This is a genomic window from Streptomyces odonnellii (assembly GCF_000981895.1).
In the GTDB taxonomy this organism is placed as follows: domain Bacteria; phylum Actinomycetota; class Actinomycetes; order Streptomycetales; family Streptomycetaceae; genus Streptomyces; species Streptomyces odonnellii.
This window is the reverse complement of record NZ_LATD01000363.1, coordinates 14,017-32,240: the sequence shown is the minus strand read 5'-3', so window position 1 is coordinate 32,240 and position 18,224 is coordinate 14,017. Positions and strand designations below refer to the sequence as shown.

Below are 18,224 nucleotides of genomic sequence, written 5' to 3'. Positions count from 1 at the left end.
CCCCCGCCCCGCCCGTCCTCGCCCCGCTCGCGGCCGTTGCCCTGGGCCCGGCCCTGGACGCCCGGTACGCCGCCAACCGCGCCGCCATCCGGGCAGCCGGGCGCATGGCGTCCGGCCACGGCGACCGAAGACGGGCCGCCGCACTGCGCGCCATGGCGGCCACCTCGCGCCACTTCCTCTCCTTCGACGGCCGTGACGGAGGCCGTACCGCCGAGGTCTTCGGCGATCTGGCGCGGGCCGACCGGATCGCCGTCCTCGTACCGGGCTCGGACACGGACCTCGACCGGTACGGGCGCTTCCGGTCCGGCGCGCGGGCGCTCCAGCGGGAGCTGGGCGCCGGGTCCGCCGTGATCGCCTGGCTCGGATACGAGACTCCGGGCACGGTGAGTCCCGAGGCGGTGACCCCGGGCCGCGCCCATGAAGCGGCGCCTCGACTCCGCTCCTTCATACGGGAGTTGCGTTCGGCCAAGCCCGCCGCCAGGACCGCCCTGCTCTGCCACTCGTACGGCTCGGTGGTCTGCGCGCTCGCCGCCCCGGGCCTGCCGGTCTCCGACATCGTCCTGTACGGCAGCCCCGGCACCGGCGTCGACAGCGCCGCCGGCCTGCGCACCCGGGCCACCGTCTGGGCGGGCCGCGGGGACGGCGACTGGATCGCCCATGTGCCGCACACCCGCCTCCGACTGCCCTTCACCACACTCGGGTTCGGGCCCGATCCGGTGTCGCGGGAGTTCGGCGCCCGCCTCTTCGACGCGGGCCCGGGCGGCCACAGCGACTACCTCAAGCCGGGTTCCGTCTCCCTGCGGAACCTCGCCCGGATCGTCGCCGGAGCCGGAAACACCGGTGTCTCCGGACGGGCGCCCGAGGCGGCCCGCCATGCGTGATCTCGTACGGCGGATCGAGTCCGCCACCCCGCCGGACCGCGACCGCGCCATCGACGCCCTGCGTGCCTTCGCCATCCTCGGCGTGGTGCTCGGGCACTGGCTGGTGACCGCCCTAGTCGCCGACAGCGGCACCGTACGCGGCGCGAGCCCGCTCCACTACATGCCCCAACTGGCGCCCATATCCTGGGTGTTCCAGACGCTCGCGGTCTTCTTCCTGGTCGGCGGGCAGGTCGGGGCGAGGAGTTACGCCTCGGCCCGCGCGCACGGCACCGGCTATCCGCAGTGGCTCCGAGCCCGCCTCGCGCGGCTGTTCCGGCCGGTCGTCGCCGTGCTGGCGGTATGGGCGGTGGCCGCGGGCACGATGCTGGCCTCCGGCGCCGGATACGACACCGTGCACGCCCTGTTCCGGCTGGTGCTCTCGCCGCTCTGGTTCCTGCTGGTCTTCGCCACGCTGAGTGCGGCCACCCCGCTGGCCGCCCGGCTGCACCCGCTGTGGCCGCTGGCCGTGGTGCTGTACGTCGACCTCTTCCGGTACGGACTCGGCGGCCCGGAGTGGCTCGGTTGGATCAATGTGGCCGCAGGCTGGCTCGTACCGTACTGCCTGGGCGCGGCCTGGGCCCGCGGCGGCCTGCCAGGACGCCGGGCGGGCTGGGGGCTGCTGCTCGGCGGCGCGGCTGCCACGGCCGCGCTGATCCTGTTCGCCGGCTACCCGGCGTCCATGGTGGGCGTGCCCGGCGCGGCGGTCTCGAACCTCGACCCGCCGACCCTGGCCGCCGTCACCTTCGGCCTCGCCCAGTGCGGGGCGGCCCTGCTGCTCACCGGCCCGCTGCGCCGGTGGCTGCGGCGGCCCGCGGCCTGGGCGGCGGTGGCGCTGCTGAATCTGTCCGCGATGACGGTCTTCCTCTGGCACCAGACCGCCATGATCGCCGTCACCGCCCTCGGTCTGCTCACGGGCGGCGCCCTGCCAGGACTGCACACCGTGCCCGACGGCAGCGGCTGGGTGCTGGCGCGGCTGGCCTGGCTGCCGGTGTTCGCGGCGGCGCTGCTGGTGTGCTGGGCGGCGTTCCGTACGTACGAGATCACTGCTCACAAAGGGCGGCTGCGGCCGGGCGGCCGGATCGTCCGTGAAGGGCGTCCCGACCGGGAAGAGGAAGAGGTGATGCGGCGTGCCTAAGGTGAAGCCTGTGAGGAGTCGGGTGGGGAGTCCCGGGGCGGGGAATCCCGGGGAGCCGCCGCAGTGGCCCGGACGGCTGGCGGCGGCCGTACGGGCGGTGCCGCGCGCCCTGCGCGAGGACCTCTGGACCACCGCCGCCGAGCCGCCCCGGCGCCTGGGCCGGTCGCGGCTGCTGGACTGGTGGCCGGCGTTCTTCGTGCCGCTGGTGCTGTTCTCGGTGTTCCTGCTGGTCTCCAATGTCGACCAGTACTCCCGCGACTACCGGATGGGCTCCCTGCTCGCCCTCCTGCTCGCCGCGGTCCAGTCCGCCGCGCTGGTCGCCGCGCCCTTCCGCCCGGTCGCCGCCTGGTGGGCGTCGACGGGTTCCCTGGTGGCGCTCGCCCTGTTCGCGGATCCCCTCACCGCCCGCACCAGCTCCATGTACCCGTGGACCGCCGCGGGGATCGTGCTGGAAGCCTGGGTGCTGTTCCTGGTGGCGCTGCGGTCCCGGCCCCGGGTCGCGGCCGAGGTGCTGGTGATCAGTGTGCTGGTGGGCGTGTTCCGTACCGGCCACGTCAACCGCACCGTCGTCCTGCTCTTCCTGATCGCGGTGGTGGTCGGAGCGGCCCTGCGCGGGCGCCAGGTGGCCCGTACCGAACTGGTCGCACAGGAGGAGATCACCGCCGAGGAGCGGGCCCGGCGCACCCTGCTGGAGGAGCGCCACCGCATCGCGCGCGAGCTGCACGACGTGGTCGCCCACCACATGGCGGTCATATCCATCCAGGCGCAGGCCGCCCCGCATCTGGCCGAGAACCCGTCCGCGGAGCTGCGGGAGAATCTCGCGGGCATCCGCGAGAACGCCGTCGGGGCGCTCACCGAACTGCGCCGGGTGCTGGGCGTACTGCGTTCCGAGGACGCCCTCGGCTCCGGGGACTCCCTCGCGGACGGGGTACGGCATGCCCCGCAGCCCACCCTCGACCGGCTCGACGAGCTGCTCGGCAATGTGCGCGGCGCGGGGGTCCGGATCACCGGCCGCACCACCGGGGAGCCGCGCCCGCTGCCACCGGGCGTCGAGCTGTCGGCGTTCCGTATCGTGCAGGAGGCGCTCAGCAACGCGATGCGGCACGCGCCGGGGGCGGAGGTACGGGTGGAGACGGCCTACCACCGCTCCGGGGTCACGGTCCGGGTCACCAACACCGCGCCCGGCGGTACGGCCCCGCCCTCGCCCGGGACCGGCCACGGCCTGCTCGGGATGCGGGAGCGTGTCGCGATGCTGGGGGGCGAACTGGCGACGGGAGCCACCCCCGAGGGCGGCTGGGAAGTGACCGCGACGCTGCCCACGACACCCCTCGCGGAGCCGGACGGGGCCGCGACGGGACCCGCCCCCGCCGGATCTTCCGAGGACACCGTATGACGACGCCCGTGCCGACCGTCCGCGTACTGATCGCCGACGACCAGATGATGGTCCGCCAGGGCCTGACCGTACTGCTCAACGCCGAGCCCGGCATCGAGGTCGTCGGCCAGGCCGTCGACGGCCTCGACGCGGTCGCCCAGGCCGCGGACCTCGCCCCGGACGTCGTCCTGATGGACATCCGGATGCCCGGACTCGGCGGTATCGAGGCCACCCGCCGCCTCACCGCCCCCGCCGGATCCACCGTCAAGGTCCTCGTCCTGACCACCTTCGATCTCGACGAGTACGTGTACGAGGCGATCCGCGCGGGCGCCTCGGGCTTTCTGCTGAAGGACGCCTCGGCCGCCGAACTGGCGCGCGCGGTACGGGTGGTGGCCGAGGGCGACGCCCTGCTCGCCCCGAACATCACCAAGCGGCTGATCGCCGAGTTCGCCCGGATGACCGCCGCGCCCCGCGCCCCGCTCAAGGACCGTGTCGGCGACCTCACGGAACGCGAGACCGAGGTGCTGTCCCTGATCGCACAGGGCCTGTCGAACGCGGAGATCGCCGCGCGTCTGGTGGTGGCGGAACAGACGGTGAAGACCCATGTGGGCCGGATACTGGGCAAGTTGAGCCTGCGTGACCGTACCCAGCTCGCGGTGTTCGCGTACGAATCGGGACTGGTGCGGCCGACCGGATAGTGACTCCCGAGGGGCTTTCCTGGGGGGCTTTCCCGAAGAGCCCTTCCCGAAAAGCCCTTCCGACGGCCCGGACAGGACTCGCCCCGGGTTCGGACAGGCCCCGGCCCGGGAGCCCGGCGGCCGGGCCGTCACCGAGCCCGGCGGGCCCGGACCCGCTTCAGTCGCCGGGCGCCGACCGCGAGCGCGCGGCCCGTGCCCGGAGCAGTTCCCTCTCGCGCTCGTTGCGGGTCAGGGACGCCGCACGCTCGAACTCCGCGCGCGCCTCCTCGTCCCGCCCCAGGCGCTCCAGCAGATCGCCCCGGACACTCGGCAGCAAGTGGTAGTCCCTCAGGGCCGGTTCGGCGGCCAGTGCGTCCACCAGCTTCAGTCCGGCCGCCGGCCCCTGCGCCATCGAGACCGCGACCGCCCGGTTCAGCTCCACCACCGGGGACGGGGCCAGCGCCATCAGCCTGCTGTACAGCGCGGCGATCGTCGCCCAGTCGGTGTCCTCGTAGCGGATCGTCCGCGCGTGGCACGCCGCGATCGCGGCCTGGACGGAGTACGGGCCGTGGCCCGCGCGGCGCAGGGCCTCGAAGCCGCGGGCGATGAGCATACGGTTCCACCGGGAGCGGTTCTGGTCGGCGAGCATCACCGGCTCGCCGTCGGGACCCGTACGCGCCGCGATACGGGACGCCTGGAACTCCAGCAGCGCCGCCAGACCGTGTACCTCGGGCTCCTCGGGCATCAGACCCGCCAGCACCCGGGCCAGCCGCAGCGCGTCCTCGCACAGGGCCGGGCGCACGAGATCGTCACCGGCCGTCGCGGAGTAGCCCTCGTTGAAGACCAGGTAGATCACCTCGAGGACGGAGGAGACCCGGGCGGCCCGGTCGGCACCGTACGGCACCTCGAAGGGCACCCCGGCCTTGGCGAGCGTCCGTTTCGCGCGGACGATGCGCTGGGCGACGGTCGGCTCCGGGGCGAGGAAGGCGCGGGCGATCTCCTCCGTGGTCAGCCCGCCCAGCAGCCGCAGGGTGAGCGCGATCCTGGCGCGGGTCGACAGCACCGGATGGCAGGCGGTGAAGATCAGCCGCAGCAGATCGTCGTCGATGTCCTCGGCGCTCCCGGCACTCTCGGCTGGATCCCCGGGCCCGGGCGGCGGTACGTCCTCCAGCGCCCGCCCGACCTCAGCCAGCTTCCGCGCGTAGGTCTCCCTGCGGCGTACGAGATCGATCCCGCGGTGCTTGGCGGTGGCCATGAGCCAGGCGCCCGGTCTGTCCGGGACACCCGACTCCGGCCACTGTTCCAGCGCGGCGACGAGCGCGTCCTGCGCGAGTTCCTCGGCGATGCCCACGTCCCGCACGATGCGGGTGACGCCGGCGATGATCCGCGCGGACTCGATCCTGAAGACCGCTTCGACCGTTTCCGCCGTACTCGCTCCCGTCACAGCCACCCATCAGAACAGGTGGGCGAGGCCGGAGCAAGCGCGGTCGGATCAGTCTTCCGCGATCTCGCGGACCTCGACGGAGACGTGCCAGCTCTCCGGGTGGACCTCCAGGAACCGCTTGGCCCATTCCAGCGCCTCGGCCTTGTCCGCGCACCGGGTGATGGAGTACCCCCCGACGACTTCCTTGGTCTCGGTGAACGGCCCGTCCGTGTAACCGACCTTCCCGCCGGACCAGGTCAGCCGGGTCCCCTCGGCGGTCGGCGCCAGCCCGGCCGTCTCCTGCATCACCCCGGCCCGGGTGATCTCCTCGAACAGCTCCCCCATCCGCTGATCGAACCCCGGGTCGGGCGCGTCGGCGGGAAGGTTCTGCTCGTCGATGTGGACCAGTGTGAGATAGCGGGGCATGGTGGCTCTCCTCGATCGCGTCGCTCGCGAGGCGGGGCCGATCCCCGCCTCTCACCCCTACGTCGAACGGAGGCCGCCCGGATCGACATCACCCGCGAAAAATTCTCCGGGATGTGGTGCGGACCATCAACCGGGCGCCCCGTTCAGCGACGCTCCCCGTTCAGTGCTGCTCCCGCTCCACCGGAAGCCACAGCTCCGCGTCCGCCTCGGAGTGGTCCGGCGACATACGGACGCGCAGGATCTCGGGGCCTGGGCGGCTGCGGTACGGGTTCGAGGGGAACCACTCGGTGAACACGTCCCGCCACAGTTCCTGTATGGCCTGCGGCGCGGGCCCGGAGGTGGTGAAGACCCCCCAGGCGCCGGCCGCCACGGGGAGGCCCACCGTGCCCTCGGGGGCGTCCGCCGATGTGATCACCCCGTGGTAGTAGTCGAGCTCCGTGCCTTCGGCGCGGCTGGGGTCCAGGTCGTCGCAGACCGCGACGATGCCCTGCGGCTCCTGGTCCGACAGCTTCTCCAGGCGCTTCAGGGTCTCGGGGCCGATCCCCCGGACGAAGTCGATGATCGCCTGGTTCGGCCCCGAGTGCACCAGTGGCACCCGGGCCTTGAGGCCTGCGACGGTGAAGGCTGGCCTGTCCACGACGCGGTATCGCATGCTGCTTTTCCCTTCTACGGTGAGCCGGAAGGTCAACCTGGGCTGGGAGACGAGCGTGGTGCCGGTGCGCCGGGCCTCGCCGGGCCCGACACCGTGCATGGCGCGGAACGCCCGGGCGAACGCCTCGCCCGAGCCGTAGCCGTAGCGCACCGCGATGTCCAGCAGCGTCCCGTTCCCCGCGAGCACCTCGGCGCCCGCGACGGTGAGCCGCCGACGCCGGATGTACTCCGACAGCGGCACCCCCGCCAGCGCGGAGAACATCCGGCGCAGGTGGTACTCCGAGGTGGCCGCCGTGCGCGCCAGCGCGGCCACCTCGATGGACTGGTCGAGCCGGTGCTCGATCTCCTCCATGGCCTGGTTGAGCCGCTCCAGCACGCCAGGTCCCCTTCCTCTTCTGTGACCACCACGCTAGGTGGCGCCCACCCCGCCGGACCCGACATTCTGTGCCAGGTCAAGTCGGGTGCGCGCGGCCGGCCAGCCGGGCGTGCGCAGCCGTGGGCATTGCATAAAGCTGCATTGAAACGTATAGTCATGCCATCGCTGAGGAGGGCTTTTCGATGGCTGTACGCGTGGCAGTGGCAGGGGCGAGCGGGTACGCGGGCGGGGAGATGCTGCGGCTGCTGCTCGGGCATCCCGGGGTCGAGATCGGGGTCCTCACCGGGAATTCCAGCGCCGGGCAGCGGCTCGGGGGGCTTCAGCCGCATCTCGTACCGCTGGCCGGGCGGGTGCTGGAGGCGGCCAGCGGCGAGGTGCTCGCCGGGCACGATGTCGTCGTTCTCGCGCTGCCGCACGGCCAGTCCGCGGCCGTCGCCGCGCAACTCGGCGAGGATGTCCTGGTCATCGACCTGGGTGCCGACTTCCGGCTGAAGGACGCCGCCGACTGGGAGCGGTTCTACGGTTCCGCCCACGCCGGGACCTGGCCCTACGGGCTCCCCGAACTGCCGGGCGCCCGCGCCGCGCTGGAGGGGTCCAAGCGCGTCGCGGTGCCCGGCTGCTATCCCACGGCCGTCTCGCTCGCGCTCTTCCCTGCGTACACCGCGGGCCTGGCCGAGCCCGAGGCGGTGATCACCGCCGCCTCCGGCACCTCCGGCGCCGGCCGGTCCGCCAAGCCGCATCTGCTGGGCTCCGAGGTCATGGGCTCCATGAGCCCGTACGGCGTCGGCGGCGGCCACCGGCACACCCCCGAGATGATCCAGAACCTCAGCGCGGCCGCCGGTGAGCGGGTCACCGTCTCCTTCACGCCCACCCTCGCCCCGATGCCCCGCGGCATCCTCGCCACCTGCTCAGCCAAGGCCCGGCCCGGTGTGACGTACCAGGACATACGGGATGCCTACGAGAAGGCCTTCGCGGACGAGCCCTTCGTGCACCTGCTTCCCGAAGGGCAGTGGCCCGCGACGGCGTCCGTCTACGGTTCCAACGCCGTACAGATCCAGGTCGCCCATGACGAGTCCGCGGGCCGCATCATCGCGATCAGCGCCGTCGACAACCTCACCAAGGGCACCGCGGGCGGCGCGCTGCAGAGCATGAACATCGCCCTCGGACTCCCCGAGGACACCGGACTTTCCACGATCGGAGTGGCACCTTGAGCGTCACCGCAGCGAAGGGATTCACGGCGGCGGGCATTGCGGCCGGAATCAAGGAGAACGGCAACCCGGACCTGGCCCTCGTGGTCAACAGGGGGCCGCGCCGAGCCGCCGCGGGCGTCTTCACCTCCAACCGTGTCAAGGCCGCCCCGGTCCTCTGGTCCGAGCAGGTCCTCAAGGGCGGCCAGGTCGGCGCGGTCGTCCTCAACTCCGGTGGCGCCAACGCCTGCACGGGCCCGAAGGGGTTCCAGGACACCCACGCGACCGCCGAGAAGGTCGCCGAGGTCCTCAACAGCGGTATCGGCACGCCCGGCGGGGACGAGCACGGCGCCGGCGAGATCGCCGTCGCGTCCACCGGACTCATCGGACTGCTCCTGCCGATGGACAAGCTCCTGCCCGGTATTGAGAAGGCCGCCGCCGAACTCTCCGAGCACGGCGGCGAGAAGGCCGCCATCGCCATCAAGACCACCGACACCGTCCACAAGACCGCCGTCGCGGGCGGTGACGGCTGGACCGTGGGCGGCATGGCCAAGGGCGCGGGCATGCTCGCCCCCGGCCTCGCCACCATGCTCGTCGTCCTCACCACCGACGCCGATGTCGCGGCGCCGGAGCTGGACTCGGCGCTGCGCGCGGCCACCCGTACCACCTTCGACCGGGTCGACTCCGACGGCTGCATGTCCACCAACGACACCGTGCTGCTGCTCGCCTCCGGCGCGTCCGCCGTGACCCCCGGGTACGAGGAGTTCGCCGAGGCCGTCCGTACGGTCTGCGCCGATCTGGCCCGTCAGCTCATCGGGGACGCCGAGGGCGCCTCCAAGGACATCCGGATCGAAGTGATCAACGCCGCGAGCGAGGACGACGCCGTCGAGGCGGGCCGCTCCATCGCCCGCAACAACCTCCTCAAGTGCGCCATCCACGGCGAGGACCCCAACTGGGGCCGGGTCCTCTCCGCCATCGGCACCACCGGCGCCGTCTTCGAGCCCGACCGGCTCAATGTCGCCATCAACGACGTCTGGGTCTGCCGCAACGGCGCCGTCGGCGAGGACCGCGAGCTGGTCGACATGCGCTACCGCGAGGTACGGATCACCGCCGACCTCGCCGCGGGCACGGACTCCGCGGTCATCTGGACCAATGACCTCACCGCCGAGTACGTCCACGAGAACAGCGCGTACAGCTCATGACCGCGCGCAAGCACACCGCGCTGCCCAAGGCGCAGATCCTCATCGAGGCGCTGCCCTGGCTGACCCGGCACAACGGCAGGACCGTCGTCATCAAGTTCGGCGGCAACGCCATGGTCGACGAGGACCTCAAGGCCGCCTTCGCCCAGGACGTCGTGTTTCTGCGGCAGGCCGGCCTCAAGCCCGTCGTCGTGCACGGCGGCGGCCCGCAGATCAACGCGCAGCTCGACCGGCACGGCCTGGTCAGCGAGTTCAAGGCGGGCCTGCGGGTCACCACTCCGGAGGCGATGGACGTCGTACGGATGGTGCTGGCCGGACAGGTCCAGCGCGAGCTGGTCGGGCTGCTCAACCAGCACGGTCCGCTCGCCGTCGGCATGACCGGCGAGGACGCCCGTACGATCTCCGCCACCCGGCACCGGCCGCTCATCGACGGCGAACCGGTCGACATCGGGCGGGTCGGCGAGATCACCTCGATCGACACGGGCGCCATAGAGGCACTGCTCGGCGACGGCCGGATCCCGGTGATCTCCTCCATCGCGCGCAGTGCCGACGACGGGCATGTCTACAACGTCAACGCCGACACCGCCGCCGCCGCGCTCGCCGCCGCGCTGGGCGCCGAGACGCTGATGGTCCTCACCGATGTCGAGGGGCTGTACGAGGACTGGCCGAACAGCGACGACGTGATCAGCCGGCTCACCGCCACCGAGCTGGAGAAGCTGCTGCCCGAGCTGTCCAGCGGCATGGTGCCCAAGATGGAGGGCTGCCTGCACGCCGTACGCAACGGAGTCAGGACGGCACGGGTGCTGGACGGGCGGGTGCCGCACGCGATCCTGCTGGAGATCTTCACCGACTCGGGCATCGGAACCATGGTCGTACCCGACGCGGCCGTCGGGCCCGGCGGACTCAACGCATCTGAAGGGGAAGCGAAATGACCGGCAACGAGGAGCTGGCACAGCGCTGGCGGGGCGTCATGGCCGACAACTACGGCACGCCCGGGCTGTCCCTCGTACGCGGTGAGGGCGCCCGTGTCATGGACGCCGACGGCACCGAATACACCGACTTCGTCGGCGGCCTCGCGGTCAATGCCCTCGGCCACGCACACCCCGCGGTCGTCGAGGCGGTCTCCCGCCAGATCGCCTCCCTCGGCCATGTCTCCAATCTCTTCATCGCCGAGCCGCCCGTCGCCCTCGCCGAGCGGCTGATCCAGCTCTTCGGGCGCCCGGGCAGGGTGTTCTTCTGCAACTCCGGCGCCGAGGCGAACGAAGCCGCCTTCAAGATCGGCCGCCTGACGGGCCGTCAGCACATGGTCGCCACCCAGGGCGGCTTCCACGGCCGCACCATGGGCGCGCTCGCCCTCACCGGCCAGCCCCCGAAGCAGCAGCCGTTCCTGCCGCTGCCCGGCGAGGTCACGCATGTGCCGTACGGGGACGCCGAGGCGCTGCGGGCCGCGGTCACCGAGGAGACGGCGCTGGTGATCATCGAACCGATCCAGGGCGAGGCCGGGGTGGTCGTCCCGCCCAGGGGCTATCTGGAGGCGGCCCGCGAGATCACCCGGGCCACCGGCACCCTGCTCGTCCTGGACGAGGTGCAGACGGGCATCGGCCGGACGGGGCACTGGTTCGAGTACCAGGCCCACCAGGGTGTCGAGCCCGATGTGGTCACCCTCGCCAAGGGTCTCGGCGGCGGTCTGCCGCTCGGCGCGACGGTCGCCTTCGGACCGGCCGCCGAGCTGCTCAAGCCGGGCCAGCACGGTACGACCTTCGGCGGCAACCCGGTCGCCTGCGCCGCGGGGCTCGCCGTACTGGACACCCTCGCCGCGGACGGCCTGCTCGACCAGGTGAAGCGGCTGGGGGAGAAGCTGCGTGACGGTATCGAGGCGCTCGGCCACCCGCTGGTCTCCCATGTCCGTGGCTCCGGACTGCTCCTGGGTATCGTGCTCACCGAACCGCTCGCGCTCCAGGCGCAACAGGCGGCTCAGGGTGCCGGACTCCTGGTGAACGTGCCCGCCCCCGACGTCGTACGGCTGATGCCCCCGCTGATCATCGGCGACGCCGAGGCCGACACGCTGCTCCGGGCGCTCCCCGGCATCCTCGACAGCGTGTACGGGGAAGGACGATCCGGGGAATGAGACGACGATGACCGAGGACCAGGGGACCGAGCACGGCGGGCAGGCCGTGCCGCAGACCAGAACCGCCCGCCACCGCAGGATCGTCGACATCCTGAACCGGCAACCGGTGCGTTCCCAGAGCCAGTTGGCGAAACTGCTCGGGGACGACGGACTGAGCGTCACCCAGGCGACGCTCTCCCGGGACCTGGACGAACTGGGCGCGGTGAAGATCCGCAACACCGGCGGTGAACTGATCTACGCGGTCCCCAGCGAGGGCGGCTTCCGCACCCCGCACGCCCCGCTCGGCGAGTCGGCGAAGGAGGAACGGATGCGCCGCCTCGCCGGTGAACTCCTCATCTCCGCCGAGGCCTCGGCCAATCTGGTCGTCCTGCGCACCCCGCCCGGCGCGGCCCAGTTCCTGGCCTCGGCCATCGACCAGGCGGAGCTGAGCGACATCCTCGGCACCATCGCGGGCGACGACACCCTGATGCTGATCAGCCGTGATCCGGCGGGCGGCCAGGCCCTCGCGGACCATCTGCTGAAACTGGCCCAGAAGAACAACTGAACGCGGCTGCCCGCGGCGCGGGCCCGGCCTCAGGCGGTCACCTCTGCCGTGTGGCGGTGGAAACCGGATGTCATCCACCGCTCGCCGGCGGCGGTGACCGCGAAGGCCTCGGTGCCGGGCAGGGCCTCCAGCCAGGCGCGGGCCCGGGCGGCGCCCATGGCGTACGCGGCTGTCGCCCGGCCGTCGGCCCAGGTCAGACCCTGGGGGGTGACCACGGTGAGCGAGGCGAGGGCATCGGCCGGAGGTTCGCCCGTACGGGGGTCCAGGATGTGGCAGCCGCGTTCGGCCGGGCCCGAGGTGGCCACGCCCAGCGGGCCCTCGGCCTCGACCACCGTGGCCAGCTCGCCCGGGCGCAGCGGGTCCGCGATGCCCACCCGCCAGGGCCCGCCCAGCAGTTGGACATCCCCGCCGCCGTTCAGACAGACGGCACCGGCACCGGACTCGGCGAGCATCCGTACCGCCTGCTCCACCGCCCAGCCCTTCACCAGGCCCGTCGGGTCGAGACCGCCCGCGTACCGTACGGTGAACCAGCCCCCGCTCTCCCGCTCCGCCTCCGCGCACAGCTCCAGCACCTCGCGGACCTTGGGCGCGCAGTCGGCCAGGGCCAGTTCGCCCCGGCCCAGCCGTGCGATCTCGCTCTCGGGGCGGAACGTCGAGAAGACCTCGTCGACCCGGTGCAGCCAGGACACGGCCGCCCGCAGAGCGGCCCGGACCGCGGGCTCGTTCCGTACCCCTCGGATGTCGAACGAGAAGACCGTCCCCATCGACTCCTCGGTGTGGTGCAGCCGCCCGTCCATGTCCGGCATCAGACCCCGGCCTTGTCGAGGGCGCTCTGGAGGGAGTTCCGGTAGCCCTCGCTGGTGTAGCTGGCTCCGGAGACGGTGTCGATCCGCGCGTTCTGCGCGGCGACGGCGGACTGGTTCAACCGGGGGACCGCGTTCGCGGTGACCGACTGGCTCTGGGCGTCGCTGTCCGGGGCCTTGACCGCTTCGGCCGCGGTGATCCGGCCGCCGCTGACGGTGATCCGTACCTGCACCGGGCCGTACTGGGTGTCCACGGCATCGCCGACCACGGTCCGCGCGCCCGCGCCCCCGCTGCCGGCTGCGGTCCCCGCCGCATCGGAGCCGGAGGCACGACCCGGAGCCGAAGCCGGAGCCGAGGCCTGGGCGGACGCTGCCGGGGCGGACGCGGCGGGAAGCACTCCCGCATCTCCCCGGGCCGTCGCCCCCGCCACCGACGAGCCGCCCGGCTGCTTCAGCGCGAGCAGGAGCACCACCCCCGTCGCCGTCGCCGCGACCCCGACCATGATCCGCCGGAACGGATGTCTTCTCTTCATCGGCTGCCTCACATTTCGAACGACTCGTGATGGATACGACGGGTCGGCACGCCCGCCTCGCGCAGTGCTTCGTACGACTGCTGCGCCAGTCCTGCGGGCCCGCACAGAAAGACATCGTGCTCGTCGATGTCCGGCAGCAGCTCCCGCAGCCGCTGCGGGGTGATCTCCGGCCGTACCCCGTCAGGACCGTTGACCGCGTACAGCAGTCTCGCCCCCCGCGCCGACGCGATCGCGCGCAGTTCCTTCCAGAGCGCCAGATCCTCGGTCTTGCTCGCCCGGTAGAGCAGGGTCAGATCGCCGGGCCCGCCGGGCAGCGTCTCGAACAGCGCCCGCATCGGAGTGATCCCCGCGCCGCCCGCGATCATCAGCACCTTCTCCCTGCTGCGCCGCGCCGCCGTCATCGCCCCGTACGGGCCCTCGGCCCAGACCCGGGTGCCCGGTTCGAGACCGGCCAGGGCCTCGCTGTGCTCACCGTTCGCCTTCACGGTGATCCGCAGCAGATCCGGCCGCGGCGGGGCCGACAGGGAGTACGGATTGGAGCTCCAGCGCAGCCCGTCGGTCAGGAACCGCCAGCGGAAGAACTGGCCGGGCTGCGCGCCGAGCCGGTGCAGCCGCTGCCCGGTGATCAGTACGGAGACCACCCCGGGCGCCTCGGGCACCACCCGCTCGACGCGCATCCGGTGGCGCCGGTTGAGCCGGACCGGAGCCAGGACCCGGTACCAGAGGAGCAGGGCGCCGGCCGTGCCGTACAGCACGTACCACGCGGTACGCGCCGTCGCATTGCCCACGAACTCGGCACCGGTGGCGAGTTGGTGCCAGAAGCTCAGATAGACCGCGGCATAGGTCAGCAGATGGAGGTAGTACCAGGTCTCGTACCGCATCCGGCGCCGCACCGCGCCCGCCGAGACAGAGCCGATCACCAGGAGCAGTACGGTCCCGGCGGTCGCCTCCATCATCCGGGGAAAGGTGGTCACCATCGTGACGGCCTGCGCAGTCAGTCCTGAGTCCGCCCTGGCCGCGTATCCCGCGACGGTCAGCGGGACATGGGCGATCACCAGGCCGACCCCGTACCGCCCGCCCGTCGCGTGCCAGCGCGTCACCCGGTCGGACCCCGCCCGCCGCTCCAGCGCGGGGACCCGTGCCATCAGCAGCACGACGACCGCGATCGTGTAGCCGCCCAGCAGCCCGGTGAGCCGGCCCGCGCCGAGCAGCCACTCGGTCAGGTCGACATGGACGACCGGGGTGTTCTGCCACCACAGCGCCGCCACGGCCGCCGTGCCCGCCCACCACAGCACCAGCAGCGGCAGCGCGCCCGACCGGCGCGGGCGTATCGCACGCATGGTCTGCCGTCTGGCGGCCCGCCCGTTGTGCAACATCGTCACAGGAGTGCTCCTCACATTCCTCCGTGACCGCCGATACGGAAATGAGCGACGGCAGGTTCAACGAAGTGGCATGAGGAAACGACGAGTTCGGCCCGAGGCCTCTTCCGGATCGGCCCGGCCGACCGGATTGGCAGACGCTCCAAGGCGTGTCAGGACCAAGGCGGTTCCGGGCCTCGGCAGTTCAGTGGCTCAGCCGGTCACGGCGGTGATGGCCGTCCGTCCCGACGGCGTGCCGATCGCGATGTGCGGTGCCCGGCGCGGATCCGCCCAGGCCAGGATGCGGCCCATCGCCCGGCGCGGCACGGACACACAACCCTCCGTCGCGCCCTTCCCGTTGACGTGGAGGAAGATCCCGGCGCCGCGGCCGCGCACCGGCCGGTCGTAGTTGTAGCCGATGACCAGGCCATGGCCGTACTGCGTCCGGTAGTCGGCCAGCCGCTCGGAACTGCCCGCACGGCAGTCCCTGGGCAGTCCCTCCACCCAGCGGTTGTACGAGCGCGAGGCCGTGTCCTGGCACCACCAGGAGGCAGGCGTGATCCTGCGGTAGCCGGTCCTCGTCCCCGCGGGCGCCGGAGCGGTCCCGAACGCGTACGGCAGGTCGTACACCCCCGTCGGAGTGGTCGAGGTGCCCTGTGTGCGTCTGCCGCCGTCGACCAGTCCGCCCGAGCCGAAGCGCGCGGCGGCGGATCCGGCCTTCACCCACCGTCCGCCGCGCCGGTCCCACCAGGTCACCCGGCCCCTGGTCGCTCCGGTACGGGGGGCCTGGGCGGTGATGAGCTGGCTGCCGCCGCCGGTGTCCGCCATCCGTTCGGGGAGCGGGACGCCGGCGGCGGAGGCCGGGGCGGCGGGTGCGGCGGTGACGGCGGTGAGCAGGGCGGCGGCGAACAGCAGAACGGGGCGCATGCTCCGGACCGTATGCCGGGCGGCCGGGCGCGGCCTCCCGGGCTTACTCCGTCCGGCCGCCTGCCACGCGTCGTACCGTACTCAGTCCGTACGCGCGGGCAGTGGCAGTGGCAGCGCCGGCAGCCCGTCCAGGCTCACCCCGACATGGTCCTTCTTCTCGCAGTACGCGGCGAACTCCTCGTCCGTCTTGCGTCCGAAGTGCTCGGCGTGCTGGGTCCGCTCCTCCCGGTAGTCCATGAAGGGCACCGCGAAGCCGCAGGCGTCCCCGATGCGCAGCGCCCGGATCACGATGATCGCGCGGGCGGAGGGCCCGTCCGCGTCCTTGAAGTACGGGATGTACTCGGCCCAGCGCGGATCGTCACGGAAAACCGGCTCCCCGCGGCCGTGCACCCGCAGCACTTTGGGCGGTCCGGCGAACGCGCACCACATCAGTGTGATGCGCCCGTTCTCCCGGAGATGGGCGATGGTCTCGGCGCCGCTGCCGCCGAAGTCGAGATAGGCCAGCGTCATCTCGTCGATCACGACGAGGGTCCCGGCCCGCCCCTTGGGCGAGAGATTGACATGGCCGTCGTCCGCCAGGGGTGCGGTGGCGGTGAAGAAGACGGGCTGTTCCTCGATGAAGGTGCGTATCCGGCCGTCGATCCGTTCGTAGCGCTTTCCCATGATTCCGCATTATCCGCGCCCGGCCGCGGCCGGCGAAGGGGTTTCGGGTCGTGGGACGGCCGCGTCGGTCCGACGATGGAGCCATGACGAGGACAACGAAGAAGACGGCGAGAAGACAGTGGCACGAGGTACGGGTGCGCCGTGTGTACGAGGCGCCGGAGCCGGAGGACGGCACCCGGGTCCTGGTCGACCGGCTCTGGCCGCGCGGGCTGGCGAAGGAGGCCGCCGCGGTCGACGAGTGGCTCAAGGACGCCGCGCCCTCGGGGGAGCTGCGCGCGTGGTACGGGCACGACCCCGGCCGGTTCGAGGAGTTCGCCGGACGGTACGGGCAGGAGCTGGCGGCACCGGACCACACGGAGGCGCTCGCCCGGCTGCGCGAGCTGGCCGCCGGGCACACCGTAACCCTGCTCACGGCCACCAAGGACCTGCGCTACTCGCACGCACCGCTGCTGGCGGCGGAGGTGCGCGGGGAGGGGCACCGCTGAGGCCGCCGGGAGCGCACCACCGGGGCCCGGGGGGACCGCGTTGACAAAACCATACGGTGCATCGCATAGTTATACCCATCAGTGAATGCACCGTAAGGAGATACCCGTGACCGAGCGCGTCGTACTCGCCTACTCGGGCGGCCTGGACACCTCCGTCGCCATCGGATGGATCGCCGAGGAGACGGGCGCCGAGGTCATCGCCGTCGCCGTGGACGTCGGCCAGGGCGGCGAGGACCTGGACGTGATCCGCAAGCGCGCGCTCGCCTGCGGTGCCGTCGAGGCCGAGGTCGCGGACGCCAAGGACGAGTTCGCCGAGGAGTACTGCCTCCCGGCGGTCAAGGCCAACGCCCTCTACATGGACCGCTACCCGCTGGTCTCCGCCCTCTCCCGGCCGACGATCGTCAAGCACCTCGTCGCCGCGGCCAAGAAGCACGGCGCCGGCACCGTCGCCCACGGCTGCACCGGCAAGGGCAACGACCAGGTGCGGTTCGAGGCCGGTATCTCCGCGCTCGGCCCCGATCTCAAGTGCATCGCCCCGGTCCGTGACTACGCGATGACCCGGGACAAGGCGATCGCCTTCTGCGAGGAGAAGGACCTCCCGATCGCGACCACCAAGAAGTCGCCGTACTCCATCGACCAGAACGTCTTCGGGCGGGCCGTCGAGACGGGCTTCCTGGAGGACATCTGGAACGCGCCGATCGAGGACATCTACGAGTACACCCAGAACCCGGCCGTCCCCCGCGAGGCCGACGAGGTCACCATCTCCTTCGCCCAGGGCGTCCCGGTCGCCATCGACGGCAAGCCCGTCACCGTCCTCCAGGCGATCCAGCAGCTCAACGAGCGGGCCGGAGCCCAGGGCATCGGCCGGATCGACATCGTCGAGGACCGGCTCGTGGGCATCAAGTCCCGTGAGGTGTACGAGGCTCCCGGCGCGATCGCGCTGATCACCGCCCACCAGGAGCTGGAGAACGTCACCGTCGAGCGTGAGCTGGCCCGCTACAAGCGGCAGGTCGAGCAGCGCTGGGGCGAGCTGGTCTACGACGGCCTGTGGTTCTCGCCGCTCAAGCGCGCCCTCGACGGCTTCATCAACGAGGCGAACGAGCATGTCACCGGTGACATCCGGATGACCCTGCACGGCGGCCGTGCCGTCGTCACCGGACGCCGGTCGGAGGAGTCGCTCTACGACTTCAACCTCGCCACCTACGACTCGGGCGACACCTTCGACCAGTCCAAGGCCCAGGGCTTCATCGAGATCTTCGGCCTCTCCTCGAAGATCGCCTCCAAGCGCGACCTCGCCTGAGCCGGAGCCCTAGGGCGTGTCTTCAAAGTAGCGTCGTCCGCCCGAAGGGCGGGCCCGGCGGCGTCTGGTGCGTGCGATCGCAAGGCGGAGGGTCATCCTCGTACTGGACGTACTTGG

At 72.1% G+C, this 18,224-nt stretch carries 19 protein-coding genes; 11 read left to right on the top strand and 8 right to left on the bottom strand.

From position 1 onward, the window contains the following. The 4 genes from WH07_RS29690 to WH07_RS29675 form a co-directional block, all read left to right on the top strand. Positions 1–881: alpha/beta hydrolase (locus WH07_RS29690; protein ID WP_046506655.1), on the top strand; the 881-nt coding region annotated here is incomplete at its 5' end. Then, positions 874–2,055 carry an acyltransferase family protein gene (locus WH07_RS29685; RefSeq protein ID WP_046506664.1) on the top strand — a complete coding sequence of 394 codons (1,182 nt, stop codon included), beginning with the start codon at positions 874–876 and terminating at the stop codon, positions 2,053–2,055. The genes WH07_RS29690 and WH07_RS29685, both read left to right, overlap by 8 nt. Positions 2,056–2,077: 22 nt before the next feature. Continuing rightward, positions 2,078–3,448 (top strand): sensor histidine kinase, encoded by a 1,371-nt coding sequence (locus WH07_RS29680; RefSeq protein ID WP_046506653.1) that lies wholly within the window; start codon positions 2,078–2,080, stop codon positions 3,446–3,448. Then, a complete protein-coding gene (locus WH07_RS29675; RefSeq protein WP_046506651.1) occupies positions 3,445–4,125 on the top strand; it encodes a response regulator in 681 nt (226 codons plus the stop codon). Before WH07_RS29680 ends, WH07_RS29675 begins: the two co-directional genes overlap by 4 nt. A gap of 157 nt (positions 4,126–4,282) precedes the next feature. Here WH07_RS29675 and WH07_RS29670 read toward each other — a convergent pair whose 3' ends face one another. The 3 genes from WH07_RS29670 to WH07_RS29660 form a co-directional block, all read right to left on the bottom strand. After that, positions 4,283–5,554, bottom strand: a complete 1,272-nt coding sequence (locus WH07_RS29670) for an RNA polymerase sigma factor (RefSeq protein WP_079023666.1) — start codon at positions 5,552–5,554, stop codon at positions 4,283–4,285. A 42-nt stretch (positions 5,555–5,596) separates the two neighbouring features. Continuing rightward, on the bottom strand, positions 5,597–5,953 hold the full coding sequence (locus WH07_RS29665; protein WP_046506645.1) for a YciI family protein: 357 nt from the start codon (positions 5,951–5,953) through the stop codon (positions 5,597–5,599). Positions 5,954–6,113: 160 nt separating this feature from the next. Beyond that, entirely contained in the window at positions 6,114–6,980 is an 867-nt protein-coding gene (locus WH07_RS29660) for an AraC family transcriptional regulator (RefSeq protein ID WP_046506643.1), read from the bottom strand. A gap of 182 nt (positions 6,981–7,162) precedes the next feature. Here WH07_RS29660 and argC point away from each other — a divergent pair, with 182 nt between their 5' ends. From argC to WH07_RS29635, 5 genes are read left to right on the top strand one after another with little or no spacing between them, the layout of a single operon-like run. Then, complete coding sequence (gene argC / locus WH07_RS29655) at positions 7,163–8,191, top strand: N-acetyl-gamma-glutamyl-phosphate reductase (RefSeq protein WP_046506641.1); 1,029 nt, start codon at positions 7,163–7,165, stop codon at positions 8,189–8,191. Then, positions 8,188–9,369, top strand: a complete 1,182-nt coding sequence (argJ, locus tag WH07_RS29650) for a bifunctional glutamate N-acetyltransferase/amino-acid acetyltransferase ArgJ (protein ID WP_046506639.1) — start codon at positions 8,188–8,190, stop codon at positions 9,367–9,369. The genes argC and argJ overlap by 4 nt, the downstream gene beginning before the upstream one ends. Continuing rightward, a complete protein-coding gene (gene argB / locus WH07_RS29645) occupies positions 9,366–10,298 on the top strand; it encodes an acetylglutamate kinase (RefSeq protein ID WP_046506637.1) in 933 nt (310 codons plus the stop codon). Before argJ ends, argB begins: the two co-directional genes overlap by 4 nt. Then, entirely contained in the window at positions 10,295–11,494 is a 1,200-nt protein-coding gene (locus WH07_RS29640) for an acetylornithine transaminase (protein ID WP_046506635.1), read from the top strand. Before argB ends, WH07_RS29640 begins: the two co-directional genes overlap by 4 nt. A gap of 7 nt (positions 11,495–11,501) precedes the next feature. Continuing rightward, a complete protein-coding gene (locus WH07_RS29635; protein WP_046506633.1) occupies positions 11,502–12,038 on the top strand; it encodes an arginine repressor in 537 nt (178 codons plus the stop codon). 29 nt (positions 12,039–12,067) lie between these two features. On the opposite strand, the gene WH07_RS29630 is transcribed toward WH07_RS29635, so the two are convergent. The 5 genes from WH07_RS29630 to WH07_RS29610 all read right to left on the bottom strand — a co-directional run bounded on the left by WH07_RS29630 (position 12,068) and on the right by WH07_RS29610 (position 16,322). Then, entirely contained in the window at positions 12,068–12,835 is a 768-nt protein-coding gene (locus WH07_RS29630) for an FAD:protein FMN transferase (protein WP_408645952.1), read from the bottom strand. Between the two features lie 8 nt (positions 12,836–12,843). Beyond that, positions 12,844–13,374 (bottom strand): FMN-binding protein, encoded by a 531-nt coding sequence (locus WH07_RS29625; RefSeq protein WP_046506630.1) that lies wholly within the window; start codon positions 13,372–13,374, stop codon positions 12,844–12,846. An 8-nt stretch (positions 13,375–13,382) separates the two neighbouring features. Continuing rightward, entirely contained in the window at positions 13,383–14,750 is a 1,368-nt protein-coding gene (locus tag WH07_RS29620) for a ferredoxin reductase family protein (protein ID WP_046506659.1), read from the bottom strand. A gap of 195 nt (positions 14,751–14,945) precedes the next feature. Continuing rightward, complete coding sequence (locus WH07_RS29615; RefSeq protein ID WP_046506627.1) at positions 14,946–15,659, bottom strand: L,D-transpeptidase family protein; 714 nt, start codon at positions 15,657–15,659, stop codon at positions 14,946–14,948. Positions 15,660–15,740: 81 nt separating this feature from the next. Next, positions 15,741–16,322 carry a pyridoxamine 5'-phosphate oxidase family protein gene (locus WH07_RS29610; protein ID WP_046506625.1) on the bottom strand — a complete coding sequence of 194 codons (582 nt, stop codon included), beginning with the start codon at positions 16,320–16,322 and terminating at the stop codon, positions 15,741–15,743. Positions 16,323–16,405: 83 nt separating this feature from the next. Here WH07_RS29610 and WH07_RS29605 point away from each other — a divergent pair, with 83 nt between their 5' ends. Together WH07_RS29605 and WH07_RS29600 are read left to right on the top strand one after the other, a co-directional pair. Then, positions 16,406–16,807, top strand: a complete 402-nt coding sequence (locus WH07_RS29605; protein ID WP_079023665.1) for a DUF488 domain-containing protein — start codon at positions 16,406–16,408, stop codon at positions 16,805–16,807. 106 nt (positions 16,808–16,913) lie between these two features. Beyond that, complete coding sequence (locus WH07_RS29600; protein ID WP_046506619.1) at positions 16,914–18,107, top strand: argininosuccinate synthase; 1,194 nt, start codon at positions 16,914–16,916, stop codon at positions 18,105–18,107. Positions 18,108–18,224 lie beyond the last annotated feature (117 nt).